Origin of the sequence: Campylobacter sp. CNRCH_2015_0338h, assembly GCF_025772785.1 — a bacterium.
In the GTDB taxonomy this organism is placed as follows: Bacteria; Campylobacterota; Campylobacteria; order Campylobacterales; family Campylobacteraceae; genus Campylobacter_D.
The window spans coordinates 120,927-138,478 of sequence record NZ_JAKMST010000001.1 but is presented as its reverse complement, the minus strand read 5'-3'; the positions used below and the strand labels follow the sequence as shown (position 1 = coordinate 138,478).

At 27.2% G+C, this 17,552-nt stretch carries 15 protein-coding genes; all 15 read right to left on the bottom strand.

The features are described 5' to 3' along the window. Positions 1-490 precede the first annotated feature (490 nt). Genes L8X30_RS00740 through L8X30_RS00670 form a run of 15 tightly spaced genes read right to left on the bottom strand, consistent with a single transcriptional unit; the run spans position 491 to position 17,487 of the window. Positions 491-1,201 carry a nucleotidyltransferase family protein gene (locus tag L8X30_RS00740; protein WP_263678500.1) on the bottom strand — a complete coding sequence of 237 codons (711 nt, stop codon included), beginning with the start codon at positions 1,199-1,201 and terminating at the stop codon, positions 491-493. Beyond that, positions 1,189-1,794, bottom strand: a complete 606-nt coding sequence (locus tag L8X30_RS00735) for a D-sedoheptulose 7-phosphate isomerase (protein WP_263678499.1) — start codon at positions 1,792-1,794, stop codon at positions 1,189-1,191. The genes L8X30_RS00740 and L8X30_RS00735 overlap by 13 nt, the downstream gene beginning before the upstream one ends. Next, positions 1,782-2,798: a dehydrogenase gene (locus L8X30_RS00730; protein ID WP_263678497.1), complete on the bottom strand. Its 1,017-nt coding sequence runs from the start codon at positions 2,796-2,798 to the stop codon at positions 1,782-1,784. The genes L8X30_RS00735 and L8X30_RS00730 overlap by 13 nt, the downstream gene beginning before the upstream one ends. Before the next feature lie 5 nt (positions 2,799-2,803). Continuing rightward, positions 2,804-3,835, bottom strand: coding sequence for a GDP-mannose 4,6-dehydratase (locus L8X30_RS00725; protein ID WP_263678496.1), 1,032 nt, complete (start codon positions 3,833-3,835; stop codon positions 2,804-2,806). Then, on the bottom strand, positions 3,832-4,998 hold the full coding sequence (locus L8X30_RS00720) for a DegT/DnrJ/EryC1/StrS family aminotransferase (protein WP_263678494.1): 1,167 nt from the start codon (positions 4,996-4,998) through the stop codon (positions 3,832-3,834). The genes L8X30_RS00725 and L8X30_RS00720 overlap by 4 nt, the downstream gene beginning before the upstream one ends. Continuing rightward, positions 4,995-6,251, bottom strand: a complete 1,257-nt coding sequence (locus tag L8X30_RS00715) for a protoporphyrinogen/coproporphyrinogen oxidase (protein ID WP_263678492.1) — start codon at positions 6,249-6,251, stop codon at positions 4,995-4,997. The genes L8X30_RS00720 and L8X30_RS00715 overlap by 4 nt, the downstream gene beginning before the upstream one ends. After that, the gene (locus L8X30_RS00710) at positions 6,248-8,161 is read right to left on the bottom strand and encodes a hypothetical protein (RefSeq protein ID WP_263678490.1); all 1,914 of its coding nucleotides are present in this window, start codon (positions 8,159-8,161) and stop codon (positions 6,248-6,250) included. The genes L8X30_RS00715 and L8X30_RS00710 overlap by 4 nt, the downstream gene beginning before the upstream one ends. A 2-nt stretch (positions 8,162-8,163) precedes the next feature. Continuing rightward, the gene (locus L8X30_RS00705; RefSeq protein WP_263678488.1) at positions 8,164-9,453 is read right to left on the bottom strand and encodes a glycosyltransferase family 2 protein; all 1,290 of its coding nucleotides are present in this window, start codon (positions 9,451-9,453) and stop codon (positions 8,164-8,166) included. After that, positions 9,450-10,688 carry a glycosyltransferase family 2 protein gene (locus tag L8X30_RS00700; RefSeq protein WP_263678487.1) on the bottom strand — a complete coding sequence of 413 codons (1,239 nt, stop codon included), beginning with the start codon at positions 10,686-10,688 and terminating at the stop codon, positions 9,450-9,452. The genes L8X30_RS00705 and L8X30_RS00700 overlap by 4 nt, the downstream gene beginning before the upstream one ends. Beyond that, complete coding sequence (gene glf, locus L8X30_RS00695) at positions 10,685-11,803, bottom strand: UDP-galactopyranose mutase (RefSeq protein ID WP_263678486.1); 1,119 nt, start codon at positions 11,801-11,803, stop codon at positions 10,685-10,687. Before glf ends, L8X30_RS00700 begins: the two co-directional genes overlap by 4 nt. Beyond that, complete coding sequence (galE, locus tag L8X30_RS00690; RefSeq protein WP_263678485.1) at positions 11,803-12,771, bottom strand: UDP-glucose 4-epimerase GalE; 969 nt, start codon at positions 12,769-12,771, stop codon at positions 11,803-11,805. The genes glf and galE overlap by 1 nt, the downstream gene beginning before the upstream one ends. Further along, the gene (locus tag L8X30_RS00685; RefSeq protein ID WP_263678483.1) at positions 12,768-14,066 is read right to left on the bottom strand and encodes a UDP-glucose dehydrogenase family protein; all 1,299 of its coding nucleotides are present in this window, start codon (positions 14,064-14,066) and stop codon (positions 12,768-12,770) included. Before L8X30_RS00685 ends, galE begins: the two co-directional genes overlap by 4 nt. Before the next feature lie 3 nt (positions 14,067-14,069). Continuing rightward, positions 14,070-15,023 carry a UDP-glucuronic acid decarboxylase family protein gene (locus L8X30_RS00680; protein ID WP_263678482.1) on the bottom strand — a complete coding sequence of 318 codons (954 nt, stop codon included), beginning with the start codon at positions 15,021-15,023 and terminating at the stop codon, positions 14,070-14,072. Positions 15,024-15,061: 38 nt separating this feature from the next. After that, on the bottom strand, positions 15,062-16,483 hold the full coding sequence (locus tag L8X30_RS00675; protein WP_263678481.1) for a glycosyltransferase family 2 protein: 1,422 nt from the start codon (positions 16,481-16,483) through the stop codon (positions 15,062-15,064). Next, complete coding sequence (locus tag L8X30_RS00670; protein ID WP_263678480.1) at positions 16,459-17,487, bottom strand: glycosyltransferase family 2 protein; 1,029 nt, start codon at positions 17,485-17,487, stop codon at positions 16,459-16,461. The genes L8X30_RS00675 and L8X30_RS00670 overlap by 25 nt, the downstream gene beginning before the upstream one ends. Positions 17,488-17,552: the final 65 nt, after the last annotated feature.

Here is a 17,552-nt window from a genome sequence, read left to right as displayed (position 1 = left end):
TGCTTTGCAAACAAAATTCCATTTATTTTACTTTGATTTTTAACATGAAATTTATACCCATATTTGATCTTTCAAAATAAAATATTTTTATTGCTTTTGAAATTTTTATTAAATTCTTTTAAATTAAAATAAAAGGATTAACATAAGAATGCAAGAAGCAACTGAAAAGCTTAAAGACATACCTGCAAAAAAGGTAAGTATGGATTAAAACAAAAGATTATAAGCTTATTACTTACTATAATGAGAATATGAAACCAAATTATCAAAAATAATCTGTATAACCAACACCATATATGAATTGTTTATTAAACAATTTAAAAGAAAAAACATCGTATCATTTTTAATTCATCACATGCAACTACATATATTTTACACCACTTTGCAATTTAATGCTTTAAAATATATTAAAAAATATTAAGATATACTAGAATATAAAAAATTTATTTGATACAGAAAATAAAAGTTTATTTAAAATATTAAAATAACAAATTTAATCTATACGTTGATTTATATACAGTGCTATTGGATCTACCCAAGCACAAGCACTTAAAAAATTTTGATAATCTTGCGGAATCCCAATATCGATAAAATAATCATCAAAAATTTTAGTTTGTATTTTCAATACTTTATGATTTTTTTGCAAAAATTCCTCAAAAGAAAATTTTTTCTCCAAATTAAATTCATCAAAAATATCTTTTTTCAGTAAATATATACCACCATTGATTAGACCTTGCTTTTTAAATACCTTTTCTTCAAAAGATGTTACAATACCTTGATCATCAACTTTTACAGTACCATATCGATCGAAATTTTGCATTTGCTTTAGCGCGATGCAAATTTTACTATCTTTTAAAACAAGTTTTTTTAGATCAATATCAAATATAGTGTCACCATTTAAAACATAAGCTTGATTTTGTATCAATTTCAAAGCATCTTTTATAGCTCCACCTGTACCTAAAAGCTCTTTTTCAATATTATAGCGTATTTTCATACCTTCAAATTCATCTTTAAAGCACTCTTGGATAAGTTCATATTTATATGAAACACTTAAAACAACTTCAGTAATTCCTTGTTTTTTTAAATACTCTAAGACAAAAGTTAAAAATGGCTTTCCATTAATCGGTGCCATAGGCTTTGGGAGATCTTGCACTACACTTTTTAACCTTGTGCCAAGACCTCCTGCTAAAACTATAGCTTGCAATCAAATCCCTTACCAAAAAGCTCTTCTTCTACTATAGCACAGATGATATGTCCTATCAAAATATGCGCCTCTTGAATCCTTGGTGTGCAAGTTGATGGCACTTTAATACAATAATCGCAAAGTTCATTCATAGAACCACCGCTAGCTCCGGTTAAACCTATACTTAAAATTCCTTTTTCTTTACAAATTTCTAAAGCTTTTAAGATATTTTTACTATTTCCACTTGTAGAAATTCCTATAAATACATCCCCATTCACACCTTGAGCTTGCACTTGTCTTGCGAATAAATTTTCATAACCATAGTCATTGCCAATAGCTGTCAAAATACTTGTATCAGTACTTAAGGCAATACTTGCAATACCAGGTCTGTCAAAGTAAAATCTACTCACAAACTCCCCAGCTATATGCTGTGCATCGGCTGCACTTCCTCCATTGCCTGCTAGTAAAGTTTTATTGCCATTTTTATAAGCGTTGATCACTTTTAAAGATACCTCTTTAATTAAGCTGATCATATCATTATCATTTAAAATCTTAGTTTTAATATCAATTGAATCACTAAAATGAGATTTTATATATAAATTTAAATTTTCCACGATTTTGCCCCTTCTTTAGTGAAGTAGAACTCTTGCACATATCCTTGCTGTTCATTTAGAATTTTTTTAAGTTTATATTTTTTTATAGGATCAACCATAAAAAACATAAACCCTCCAGCGCCTGCTCCACTTGTTTTACCACTATAGGCGCCATTTTCCATGGCTAAGTGATAGATTCTTTCAAGCTCATCATTGCTTACTATATCAGAAATGATCTTTTTTGACTGCCATGACTTGCCTAAAATTTGAGCTATTTTATCAAAATCAGCTCTAAATAACGCTTCTTTCATATCTAGTGCATCTTGCTTTATCGCATGCATAGCATTAAGAGAGTTTTCATCTCCTAGTTTTCCTTTTTTATGTTCTTCTATATCTTTAGCCTCTCTAGTAATATTTGTAAAATAAAGCAAAACTCTAGCCTCAAGCTCACTTGCTATCCAATTTTTAATGCGTAAAGGATTAACTATAACTCTTTTTTGATCATAAAATTCCATAAAGTTAAACCCACCAAAAGTTGCAGCGTATTGATCTTGTGCACCGCCTACGATGGCCATATCCTCTCGTTCAATCTCATACGCTAAACGTGCGATCTCATACTCACCCAAAGGCAAATTCAGCCACTCAGCAAATGCTTTGATAATACCCACAACCAAAGTAGAGCTACCACCAAGCCCGCTACCACTTGGCACATCTGAATAAGTATGCAAAGAAAAACTTAAAGGTTTTTTAATATATTCTTTTACCAAACGATTGTAAATTGCTTTATAAAGATCTAACTTACTATCATTTTCTAAAAAATCTTTGCTTTTATACTCTGCTTTTAAATTCGTATCTGATGAATCAAAAATGATTTTTCCGTCATTTCTTTCTATCAAAGTACAATGCACATATAAAGATATAGTCGCATTTAAAACATAACCTGTGTATTGATCACAATATAAATTTATATCAGTACCCCCGCCGGCTAAACCTAAGCGCAATGGGGTTTGGGAGCGAATTATCATAACTACTACCTATTAAGTGGGATTCTACCCATAGAAATTTCTTTTCTCCAATGATTTAGCAAGTCTTCAAACATCTGCCTAGCTGGAATTTCTGGCCTCCAATTGATATAACTTTTGATTTTAGTATTATCAAACATTTGATAATCTGCATCAATAGGACGCAATCTTTCTTCATCTTGTTCCACTTTGATATCTTTTCTTGTAGAAAGACTCAAAAGTATATCGATAACCTCAGGAAGTTTAAAAGCCTCTTCACCTGCTATATTAAAAGCTTCACCATAAGGAACTTTTCCTTTTTCACTTTCTAATGAGAGTAAATAATAAGCCCTTATAGCATCTCTGGCATCTTGAAAAGTTCTCACGCTTGATAAATTCCCTACTTTAATAACTGGCTCTTGATAACCCGCTTCAATCAATGCGATTTGCTTTGCAACTGTACTTTCAAAAAACACATCAGAACGTCTTGGACCACTATGAGTTCCCATCCTAGTGACATAAGTTTTTATATCATAAGCCTCACCGTAAAATCTTCCCAAATAATCTGTACCGATTTTACTTATACTATAAGGACTTGCGCCATGAAAGGTTGTATCCTCATTTAACTTAACACCTACTTTTGCTCTACCATAAACCTCACTAGAAGAACACACATGCACTACAGGATCATAGCCATCTTTAGCTTTTAACAATCTAATATTTTCTAAAATATTTGCTGTGCCTATGATATTAGTTTGTAAGGTTTCTATAGGTATATCAAAAGAGGTTTTTGGATAAGACTGTGCAGCCAAATGAAAGATCACATCCGGTCTTTTGCTTTCAAAAAGCTTTTGAATGCTTGAATAATCATTCAAATCAGCATAAAAAATGCCAATTCTATCTTTTTTATTGATCCTGTCGCTTAGATGATAGATATTATCCATAGGTTCTTGCCAACGCATCATGCCTATAACTTCATAGTCAGTATTTTCTAGTAAAAAGTCCGCCATTTGCGACCCAACTTGGCCTGTAAAACCTGTAATTAACGCTGTTTTTTTCATAGACTATCCAATACTTTTTTAAATAAACTAATTTGTTCGCTAATGCTAAACTGGTGATTACCCACAAAAAATCCTTTTTCGTGGATATATTTTGCATTTTTTAATTCTTGATGAATTTCATAGTCAAAATATTTAATCACCTCATTTTGTGTAAAATCTCCAGTAGCTATAGGACGATATTCTATATCATTTTCTTCTAATTTTTTAATGATATCTTTTCTTTGTAATTTTGAATTTGATCTAATTACCAAAGAAAATCCAAACCACGAACTACTTCCAATTTCTTTTTGCATAATAAATTCAGGATGGTTTTTAAAATACTCACAAAATAATTTAGCATTTTCTCTACGGTGTTTTAAAAACATAGGTAATTTTTTAAGCTGTTCTATACCAATAGCTCCACTCATTTCCACCGGACGCACATTATACCCTGGCAATACAAAACGGAATGACTCACTAAACCAATCATCACTTTTATTGGCTACTAAATTTTCTTTTGGAAGGTTTCTAGTCCAACCATGCGCTCTTAAACATAACAAAATATGATACAGCTCCTCATCATCTGTAACTACAAAACCACCTTCCATTGTAGCCATATGATGAGAAAAGAATGTTGAAAAAGTTCCCATAATACCAAAAGTTCCAGCTTGCTTTCCCTTATATTCTGCACCCATTGATTCACAGTTATCTTCTAGTAAGATAATATCTTTTCCCTTAATAAGATTATTAATCGCATCAAAATCATTAGGATTTCCCAATAAATTTACAATCATGATCATTTTTGTTTTATCGCTAATGGCACTACTTAAAGCATCTAAGTCGTAATTTAGTGTTTCTAAATCTATATCTACAAATTTTAATTTCAAGCCATACTGATAAAGCGGGTAATAAGTAGTACTCCATGATACTGCAGGAACTATAACCTCATCCCCTCTTTTTAATTTAGGATTTTTTGTATAAAATAAGGCTGCCGTTGCTATCAAATTTGCAGTTGAACCTGAACTTGTCATAACCGCATACTTAGAACCTGCAAATTTAGCAAAATCTTTTTCAAATTCAGTCACCTTTTTACCCATAGTAAACATATCGCTTTTGATAACATCTTGTATTGCTTGCAATTCCTTTTCATCCCAAGTTGATGAGGCTAACGTATACTTTTTCATTTTACTCCTTTTGTATTTTTTAACTTAGTTGCTAGATCCAATGAACGCTTCATGCATATATCCATATTATAATATTCCCACTCACCAAATCTACCGTGAGAGATTATATTTAATGAATTTAAGTATTTTATAATCTCTTCTTTTGACTGTTTATAGTTTAAATCAAACAATATATAAGCATGCTCAGTAATATTATGTCCTACTATATTTTTTAAATATGGAAGTTTTTTGATTTCTTTTTCAAAATACTCGATAGAATAACTCCCCATTATCTCAGCAAGACAATAATTTTTATTAGGGGTAAAAAATGTACCTATATTTATTGTTCTATGAATTCCAATATCTTTATCCGGTATATAAGCCCATGTAAAATCCACACTTCCATCAGTTTCGCATAAAACATTCGATACTCTATTAAATTTTAAATTTCTAAAGTGTTTTTGTATATCATTTGGCACATCACTTAATACATTCACTAGCATATCCAAAGGAGATGTGTTGATAATCAAGTCATATTCTTTCTCGCCATTTATAATCCACTTTAAATCTTTTTTCTCAATACTTTTCACGGGATATTCTAAAAGTATATTTACACCTTTTCCTATAGCCTCTATAAAAGTATTTTGATTATTAGTTTTTGGATAGTAATATCCGCTAGCTTCTACCATACCATCCACGCCTTTACCATTTACCAAAGAGTTGTAAAAATTTTCTTTTGTAGGAATAGGTAGTTTCATTTGTTTATCATCTACCGTCCACACGCTATCCATATTCTTTGGCTCAATACCCCAAATTTTAGTATTATATGGTATAAAATACTCTTTTGCTAATGTTGGACCGAAATGATTTATAAACCATTCCTCAAGATTTTTTCCTTTTTCATATGATGCACTAAACATCTCTTTAGTAATTTGAAAAGCTAAGCTAGGATCGAATTTATTAATCTCTAGAACTGAATTTTCTATCGGATTATTAATCCAATGATTTTTAAATAAAATTTTTGCATCCTTAACATAGCGATTCCATTGATCCTCTGCTAAAACATTTTTGAAAACAAATTCTTTAACCTCGTTATATCTTGTAGTAAAACAATGGCCACCATTAACGTGATAAGCTATGCCATTTATATCTTTAGTTCTTGCAATTCCACCAACAACGGATTCTTTTTCTAAAACTTCAACTTCAAAATCATCTTTTAAAAGCCTAGCAACAGACATTCCAGATATACCAGCACCTATAACACATATTTTCATTCTTTAGTTCCTTTGTCCTTATAAAATCCATTTTTTATAATTTTAAAAATTAAAAAAAGATAACCACCTTTATACCAGTTTTTATGAGCTTTGATTATTTCTTGACCTAAGTTATAGAATAATATATCATTTATATCTAAATTATTTTTTTTATAAAAATATTTATCTCTTATGTAAGATAACACGAATGGTATTCTTATAAATCCTATTAAAGATTTTGAATTTATAACCATTGATTTGCCCAGCTTATAAGATAAACTATTTTTAATATTTTGTTGATCTAAATATAGAAAATTATACAAATTCTTTTTTTCATTATCATTTAGATTATTTTTAATAATATCTAAAAAATAATCAAAAAATTCTTGCTTATAACCACTCTTAATAGATAAAATACATAACTCGATGCTTTTTGTTATAAATCCATTATCTTTACATATATTAGATGCAAAAAATAATACATATGGATAGCCATATTCTGAAAAATTTAAATAAGTTTCAACTTCCTTTTTAAATACTAAATTACCACTCCAATAAGATCTCATAATTTTAAAAAAATCACTTCTCTTATCAAATATAGATTTAATTTCCAATTCAGCTTCTTTATACATTTTACTATTTATAAACAAATCTATTAATTTTATTTTGAAAGACAAATTTTCATTATCATATAAAAAACCTTTTTTCAATATAAATATTTTTTCTTCTATTGACTTATTTAAGCTTATAGCAATATCATACAAATAAGCATAACTGGAAGATTTGAAATTATTTTTGATATCCATTTTATCAATATTATTTATAAGAATGTTATATTGTTCATCAAAACTATATGTTTGATTTATCTTTTCGTCACCTTTATTATTTTCTGAAATAAGTTTAGCCAAAGTTCTATATAGTGATTCAGATGCTCCATATATAAAATTAGCTTTGGACATTAATATAAAATCAAAAAAATCCTTTTCTGCATTATTTTTTAAATTTTGCTTATATCTTATATCATTTGCAAAATAAATATTATTATTATTAATATGAGCCTTTATGCAGTTTATGGTTTCATTACCAGGAGAAATTACTACTATTTTTTTATAAACACTGACTTTTTCGATAAGATTTATAGCTAACTCCACAGGATAAAGATAAACTCTGTAGCTATCAAATAATAAAAATTTTTTTTCATCTTCAATAACTTGCTCACCTCTTAAATGTAAGATTATAAAATCATTATCGAAATTATTTTTACAAAAATTATTTATATATTCTATAATATCCGTATATCTTTTGGAAAATTTTATCCTCCTCCATTCTTCTTTATAATTTACCCCATTAACATGCAAGGTATCCGAATAATTAAAATCTAAAAAATTAGAATTTACACCATTTATATAATTTGCATTATTCTTAAAAAACAAATTATAATTTTTTTCTTGCAATTTATACAAATAACTATCTAAAAATTCATTATCAAATATATCATCCGCCTTGTCATGAGATATATATTTATCTGATTTATATTTAAAATTAGGCCATATAAAACCGAAATTATATTTTTTATAATCACTTAAATATAAAATATCTAAAATATTTTTCATTCTATTTGCAAACCCATCATCTCTTAAAGCAAATACTATTCTTTTAAATTCCAAATAAATATTATTTTTACATAACTTTGCATTTTTACTAATAGGTATTTTTATATAATAAACGAAGCAATTTGGCATTTTTACATTAATTTCGTTATTTTTAAAAATTATATTGTGCAACTCACTATACTGCTTATTATCTTCAGAGATAAAAAACTTAAAATCAGATATATTATATTCTAAATTTTTTAAAATTAAACAATCCAATATTTTATTTCTTGATATCTTTATAAAACAACAATCAGCATTTATTGATATTTCACTCATTCTTATTTTCCATTATTTGCTTTAAATTTAAATAAAAAAACAAGAGGACTTTTTAAAAAAGTACCACCTGTTTTATAATATAAACCATTCTTGACTCTCAAAGATTCTTCATAATCTGGATATTCATAAGTTCTTTTTAGTTTCAACCTAGGATTTACTTTACATATCGAGTTATATATAAACAAATTGATTTTATGCTTAAAGTAAATACCAGCTATCCTTAAATACAAGGATACAATACTTATTTTTTTTTCTTTTGAGCAAATAATTTCTTTGCCAATTTTATAAGACAAATGATTCTTTGTTATAAATACAGCACCTATATTACCGTATCTACTATCATAAAATTCGTCAGGCTCTTTAATAATAAAATCCAAAATTTGAACACCGGTCTTACCTAGCAAAGAACAATCAAGAAATCCTTTTTGTTTAAAACTAGCAAAGTCTTTGCTAAATCTTAAAACAAAATCGCGTTTATATTTCAAATCAATTCTATTTAGTGTAAACATATAGTTATGAAAACATTTTAAAATAAAATAAGGTAGGATTTCTCTAAATCTCGCATTTTTGTTGATTATATCAAAAATAAAAGCATATTCATCACACATGCAGTAAACTTTTTCCTTACTATAAACTGATGAATTTGGATTATCTCTTCTTAAAACATAAAAAGCATCACTAAAAAAATAAATACTATTTGCCGTTGTAAACAATTGAAACCAAAAACCATTATCTTGATAAGAAGCACCCGGACTTTCATGTAATAATATATTATTTTTTTTTATAAACTCTAATTTATATATACCACTTTGATTTATAGTATAATTACGTAAAATATCTAGTTTTTCTAATTGCTTAAAATACATTCCGTAAAGATGTTGATAATTATCATCAAATATTTTTTTTATAGTAAACACATTATCTTTTAAAATATAAAAATCTGTTTTCACAACATCAAAATCATGCTCTTTGGCTTTATTGTATAACATGTAATACATGTCTTCTTTAATATAGTCATCGCTTTCAACTATACCTAAATATTCCCCTTGTGCATATTTTATTCCCAAATTAATTTGATAGCCATAGCTTTTTTTATCCGACATAATAATTTTAACTCTATCATCATTCTCGTGGTATTTTTTTAAAACATCTAGTGTGCCATCTATAGAATAAGCATCAACACATAAAATTTCAATGTCATATAATTTTTGCCCAATTACACTATTAATACATTCATCAATATAATCAATTGAATTATAAGATGGTATTATAACTGATACCTTGTACTTCATTTTTTTTTCTCTCTATTTTTATATAATGTTATTAAGGATAAAAAATTATTTTGAAGAATATTCTTACCAAACTCATAAGAAAGATGGTTTTTAGAAAAAGCTGCTCGAATATTTTTGAAAAAATTATTAATATTGGTTATTTTACAAAACAAATACAAATATATAAACCTGAACAAGCTTTTTATACTTTTATTTTTTTTAATACCAATAAACTCATGTCCGACAGCATATATTAATAAATCTTCATAATTTTCACAAATATTATTTACTTTATCGCTCACGGTCCAGTTGTTAACAAAGTGAATCCATGTATAATAACTCCTATCGTAAAAATAGTTTTCATTTTTTTCTAAAATATGAAACATTTTAAATATATATATTTTTGTATATAGCAAAACAAGAATTTTAGATTCGTTTTTTAAACTATTGCTATGCCAAATCAAATATTTAATTATATAGTTAATAAAACTTTGTTCAAATTTATCATATTCTTTTTTTTCCATCAATACATCTCTCAGTTTATATATAGCTTTAAAACATTCCAAAGGAGTCTTATCTCGAGAATTAGATAGAGAACTATATACATTTCTTCTATGATAAAACACATAATCATCTATAATACATATGTTTTTAGCTAGCGATAAGCTATATAAAGTAAAAAACATATCATTACTCACAGACAGATTTTGAAAAAATATATTATTTTGTGTTAAAAAACTTTTTTTGTATAATTTATCCCATGCCCAAGCAGTGCAAAAATTAAAAATATATTTACAATTATCTTCTGCACTAAACACAGGCTTAGTAATAAAATTATCATCTATAGATTTTATTTTTTTTGTTTCTTTTGTATCATTATAGTAATCATTGCTTTTCGCAATAACAATTTCAGCTTCCATTTCAGTTGCTTTTTTGATCATTAAATTTATTGCATATTCCTCCATATAATCATCCGAGTCAAAAAACATAATATAAGTTCCGCTGGAGCATTTCAACCCAACATTTCTAGAATATCCAGCGCCTTTATTTTTCTGATTTATAATCTTTACTCTTGAATCTTTACAAGCATACTCATTTGCAATATCTAAACTAGAATCCGTTGACCCATCATTGACTAAAATAATTTCTAAATTCGAATAACTCTGTATTGAAATACTATCTAAACATTGTCTTAAATATTTTTCTACATTATATATAGGCACTACAATAGAAACCAAAGGCATATTATTACTCATAACTTTTCCTTATAAAATTTTAAAACCCTCTCTACAGTTTTATCCATATCATAATACTTGTAATCACCTAATCTTCCTAAAAAATATACATTTTCTAGCATACTGACTTCTTGTAAATATCTCTCGTATAATTTTTGATTTTCATCATTTGGTATAGGGTAGTATCTTTCATTTTCGCCATCTTTAAAATCACAAGGATACTCATAAGAAAGTATAGTCTTATCTGATTTTTCATCAAGATAGTATTTATACTCTACACTTCTTGTAAAATCAAAATTATTTGGATAGTTCATTTGAGCACATGATTGTATATATTCTTTATCATAAGTTTCAAATACTATATCCAAACTTCTATAAGGTAATTTACCAAATTTATAGTCAAAAAACTCGTCTATAGCTCCTGTATAAAAAAGCTTATCATAAAAAATATTTTCTTTTATATCGTTAAAATCAGTTTTTAATCTTACCTCTATCAAAGGATGATCTAAGATGTTTTGCACCATTTTTGTATAGCCATCTCTTGGTAAGGCTTGATAAGTATCTTGAAAATATCTATCATCTTTACTTATATATATAGGCACTCTAGCACTTACACTAGAGTCAATATCCTCTGGTTTTACACCCCATTGTTTAACAGTATATCCTAAAAATACTTTTTTGTATATATAATCAGCTAAAAATTGCAAATCTTTATCATTTGAATTTCTTAATTCTAAAATAGTGATTTTAGTATCAAATCTATATTTTTCTATAAGTTTTCTCTCCAAAATCAAAGCCATTTCTTTTGGAAAAACTTTATATAAACTATCTAGATTAAATGGTATATTAACTTCTTTTCCATCTATATAAGCTTTTACTTTATAAAAAAATATATGCCACTTGGTAAAACGACTTAAAAAATCCCACACTTCTTTTATGCTTGTATGAAAAACATGAGGACCATACTTATGTATAGTTATATTCGTATCTTTGTCTTTATAATCATATACATTTCCACCTATATGATCCCTTCGATCTATAATCACAACTTTTTCATTTTTTTCCTCAGCTATTTTTCTAGCTAAGATTGCACCACTTAGCCCACAGCCGACTATCAAATTTTGAATTTTTTCCATTAAAATTTCCTATTTAGCTCCCAATTCCAAGCAGATTTTATAATATCTTTTATATCTTTATACTTAATTTCCCAGCCTAAAATTTCTTTTGCTTTTTTGTTATCAGCAAATAGCTTTGCAGGATCTCCTGCTCTTCTTGGGGCGGATTTTATAGGACATTTTTTACCACTTACATCTTCAGCTGCTTTGATGATTTCTTTTACGCTGGTACCAATGCCTGTTCCTAGATTAATACAACCATGATATTTCTCTAAATTTTCTAAAGCTAGTCTATGAGCACTTGCTAAGTCTTCTATATGTATATAATCTCTTATACAAGTTCCATCTTTGGTATCATAATCATCTCCAAAAACATTTATATATTCCACCTCTCCTTTTATAGCTTTTAAAACTAAAGGTATTAAATGGGTTTCAGGCTCATGGCTCTCACCTATATCTTCCATAGCTCCAGCTGCATTAAAATATCTTAAAGATATGTGTCTTAAGCCATAGGCTATTTCATAATCTTTAAAAATCTGCTCTACCATAAGTTTAGTTCTACCATAAGCATTGATAGGATTTTGTGGGTGTTTTTCATCTATAGGAGTGTATTGTGGTTCACCATATGTAGCACAAGTACTTGAAAAAACTATATCTTTCACATCATGCTCTAACATGACATTTAATAAATTTAAAGTTCCTATGACATTATTTTGATAGTATTTTTGAGGCTTAATGACACTCTCACCTACATAAGCAAAAGCAGCAAAATGAATTACAGAGTCTATTTGTTCACTTGAAAAAACATTTTTTAGAGAATATAAATCTAATAAATCAGCATGTATGAATTTTGCTCTTTTATCAATAGCTTCTTTATGACCGTATATGAGATTATCAATAACTATACAATTATATCCGTAATCTAAAAGATGCTTGGTTGTGCAAGACCCTATATAACCAGCACCACCAACCACTAAAACATTTCTCATCTTCCTATACCTTCATATTTATAACCAAGACTTAAAGCTTTTTGTTTATCTAGTAAATTTCTACAATCAAAAATCTTTTTATCTTTCATAATATTAGCTAGTTTTTCTAAATCAATATCTTTAAATTCACTCCACTCAGTTAATATCACAAGTAAATCTGCATCCTTACAAGCTTCGTATACGTTTGAGCAATACTTAATTTTGTCTTGTAAAATACTTTTTGCAAGATCCATAGATTTGGGATCATAAGCTTGTATACAAGCGTGTTGTTCTAATAACTTAAATATTATATCTATAGCAGGAGATTCTCTGCAATCATCTGTGCCATCTTTAAAGGCTAAACCTAAAATAGCAATTTTAGAATTTTTAACATCTTCTACCATATTTAAAATTCTATGAGCTATTGTTTCTTTTCTTTTTTCATTTCCATTTATAGCTGCATTTATTAGACTTAAATCCACATCATTTTGTTTACCCATAAAAGCCATAGCTTGGGTATCTTTTGGAAAACAAGAACCTCCATAACCTGGTCCAGGATTTAAAAATCTATTGCCAATTCTTTCATCAAGCCCCATTCCTTTGGCTACTTCTAAAATATCCGCTCCTGCTTTTTCGCAAAAATTAGCCATTTCATTAATATAATGAATTTTAATAGCTAAAAAAGCATTAGAGGCATATTTGATCGTCTCTGAAGATCTTCTACTTACAAAAAGCAATTTGCTTTTATATTTAAAAGGCTCATAAAGTTTTTCGATAACTTTTTTTGCTTGATCTGAGTTAGTCCCAACTACAATACGATCAGGATTGAAAAAGTCATATACAGCAAAACCTTCTCTTAAAAACTCAGGCAAAGATACAACGTCAAATTTTGCATTTGGATTTTTTTTGCTAATTAAACTTTCTATATCATCTCCTGTACCCACCGGAACAGTTGATTTAGTAGCTACTACTGTATAATCTTTTAAATAATCAGCTAATTCAGTTGCAGCAGCATGAATATACTTCATATCAGCTTCTTTTGTTACAGGGTGTGGTGGAGTACCAACAGCTATAATAACCACATCAGCATTCTCAACACCTTCTTTCATAGAAGTACTAAATTGCAAATTTCCATTTTTGGTGTTTTTTAAAAACAATTCTTCTAAGCCATCTTCGTATATAGTTAATTTATTATTTTTTAATGCTTCTATTTTTGATATTTCTCTATCAATACAAATAACTTTATTACCTAATTCTGCTAGTCCAACTCCTGTTGGTAAACCTACATATCCTGTTCCTATAATAGCTATATTCATACATTAACCTTTAAAATAATTTATATTTTTTTTAAAATATTCTATAGTTTTATCTAAGCCTTCATCTAAATTTACCTTTGGTTCCCAATCAAATTTAGATTTTGCTAAAGTTATGTCTGGACGTCTTTGAGTAGGATCATCTAGCGGAAGATCTTTATAAATAATTTGTGATTTAGAATTTGTTTTTTCTATAACTTTTTGTGCTAAGTCTTTGATTGTAAATTCACCTGGATTTCCTGTATTTATAGGTCCTTGAAAATCTTTTGGCGAATTCATCACTTTGATAATAATATCAATTAAATCATCTACATAACAAAAAGATCTTGTTTGAGAACCATCTCCATATATAGTTATATCTTTCCCACTTAAAGCTTGGCATATAAAGTTACTCACAACTCTGCCATCATTTGGATCCATATTTGGGCCATAAGTGTTAAAAATTCTTATCACTTTTATATCGACATTTTCATGTCTATGATAATCAAAAAACAAGCTCTCAGCACATCTTTTACCCTCATCATAACAAGCTCTAATACCTATAGGATTAACATTACCTCTATAATCTTCACTTTGTGGATGAATAAGAGGATCTCCATAAACTTCTGAAGTAGAAGCTTGCATGATGGTTGCTTTATGCTCTTTTGCTAATTCTAACATGTTAATAGCACCATATACACTAGTTTTAGTTGTCTTTATAGCATGACTTCCTTGATAAGCTGGAGGGGAAGCTGGACAAGCAAAATTATATATTTGATCTAGTTTTGTTTCGATTTTAAGCGGATTACAAATATCATGATGTATAAAAGTAAAATTTGGATGTGATAATAAATGGTTGATATTTTCCATTCTACCTGTATAGTTGTTATCTACGCAAATTATATGATTATCATCTACCAATCTTTGACATAAATTTGAACCTAAAAAACCACTGCCACCAGTAATTAGTATTGTTTTCATTTAACCTCTAGAGTAAAAAATAATTTGTTATTATTGCATTATTTTACTTTACAATTTATAAACTGAATAAATTTTAATAAAATAGAACCTATTTTATATGAATAATGATTTTTTATCTTTTTTATATCCTTACAATTTATCCTTTCATCATCTTGGATAAAGTTGATAAAATTTATTTTTTGTATTCTTTCTTCATATAAGGATTGTTCTAATTTATATTCTTTAATCACACTAAATATATTTTTTACCAAATGAAAAATATTTTTATAATTATATAAACACACTTGCCCAAGTCTATATTCTAAAGAATTTTTTATAGATTCTGCTCCACTTAGTTTATATTTTATAAAATAATCTTTCAACAATAATAACTTATCTAAAAGATTTAATGGATCTTTATTTGTATATAGTATAGCTATCGATTTATCCAATAAATTTGGAAAAAAAATTTCTTCGCTTTCCTTGTAAATAGTATTTTTTTCATCTTGTTTGAAAAAATTCATCAGACAAATAGAAGTTAAAACCCAATTCATATACATTTGATATTTTTTTAACTTTAAAAAGTTTTTATCAAAATCTATATACATTGGATATAAATACGAGGATTTTTGTATGTTATATTTTTTCTGATTGCTTATACTGTTTTTTCTAACAGTATATATATATTTTTTTTGAGGATAAACATAAATTAGCCTTGATGATGCAAATAAAGCTATACCAAAATGATGATCCTCATGTATTAGCATATTAATAAAATATAATTTTATAGATCTTAAAAAATAAAAATTAATCATACCTTGCCATGCAAACCAAAATAAATAATTATCTAATTCTTTAGTTCTTTGTAGCCATTCTTTAGGGGTTATAATCTTCTCTTGAGTATAGCCGTATATCTCCATCTCGGTAGAAAAATTTTTTTTAAAATTATTTTCAATTAAGGGCTTAAAATCAAACCAAACTACATCAACCCCATCCATTCTAGACACACATTCTTCTATGCAGTTTAATTCCCAATAATCATCAGAATCTAAAAAGATAATATAATCTATAATAGGATAAGTAAAGTTTATTAAATCTTGTTCATTATTAAAAGCTTTGTAGCTTTTATATACAGTATATATTTCATAAGGATTATTACCTTCTATATTAAATTCTATTAAAGAATTTTCTTTTATAGTTTGAGTTTTATTTTTGAGTTTATATTCTCCACTAAAATATTCTATACCTACATTTTTAGCACTACTATGTCCACCATTTTTTTTATCAAAAAGAGTTATTCTTTTATCTTTTAGAGTATATTCTTTTGCTATATTGAGTGAGTTCTCATCTGTGCTACCATCATTTACTAGTATGATTTCTAAGTTAGTATAAGTTTGATTGATTACACTGTCTAAACATTCTTTTAGATATTTTTCTACATTGTATATGGGGATTACTACGCCGACGGTTTTAATTTGCATAAAATTTTTCTCTTATATCGCATTATTGTTTTTTTTATTTTACCAATCAAACTATGATTTTTTTTATAATATTCTTTATAATCTTTTAAAATTAACTCTAAATTTTTTTTCTCATTTTCAGAAAAAAATGCCAAATAGTCTTTTTTTATATTTTTAAAATCTTGCACTATCTTTTCTAAAAATAAAATTCTAAAATCTTTTTTAATTCTATATAAATTCCACATATAAATTCGGTATTTTATATAATAAAAAATATCTTTTAAATTATCATTTAATATTTTTTGTTCGATAAAATCACACTCATCACATACGCAATATATTTTTTCTTTACTATTTGATGATGAGTTTAAGTTATCTTGCCTATAATAATAATATGCTTTATTTAAAAATAAAGTCTTACTGGAGCTTACACATAACCAAAACCACAATCCTAAATCCTGGTACGAAGCCCCTAAAGTTTCATTTGCATGAATTTGATTTGTTTTTATAAAATTTAGGTTATATATGGAACTTTGGTTCATATTCCAAGTATTTTTTAAGATGTATTTTCTGTATGTTTTATCTAAAACTCTATCATATAAATTTTTATCATAGGATATATTTTTATAAATAAATTTTCTTCTAATTTTTCCGTCATAAAAAGCTATAATATCTGCTTTTACTATATCTACTTTATATTGTTCTATTGCTAAAAATAATTCTTTACACATATTTTTTGCTATATAATCATCACTCTCTACTATACATAAATATTTACTATTAGCGTAAGTTATGCCTAAATTAATTTGATAACCTAAACTTTTTTTGTCTGAAAGAATAATTTTAATTCGATCATCTTCTAACGCTTTTCTTTTTAAGAATTCTAATGTTCCGTCGCTAGAATTAGCATCTACGCACAGAATTTCAAAATCAGTAAATGTCTGAGATAGTATTGACTCTATACATTCTTCAATAAAATTGATACTATTATAACAAGGAACTACAATGCTAATTTTATATTTCATATTTTTTTGAGATAAATTTTTTATAAAGTCTATAAATTTTAGTGTGAGATATGTTTACCAATAAA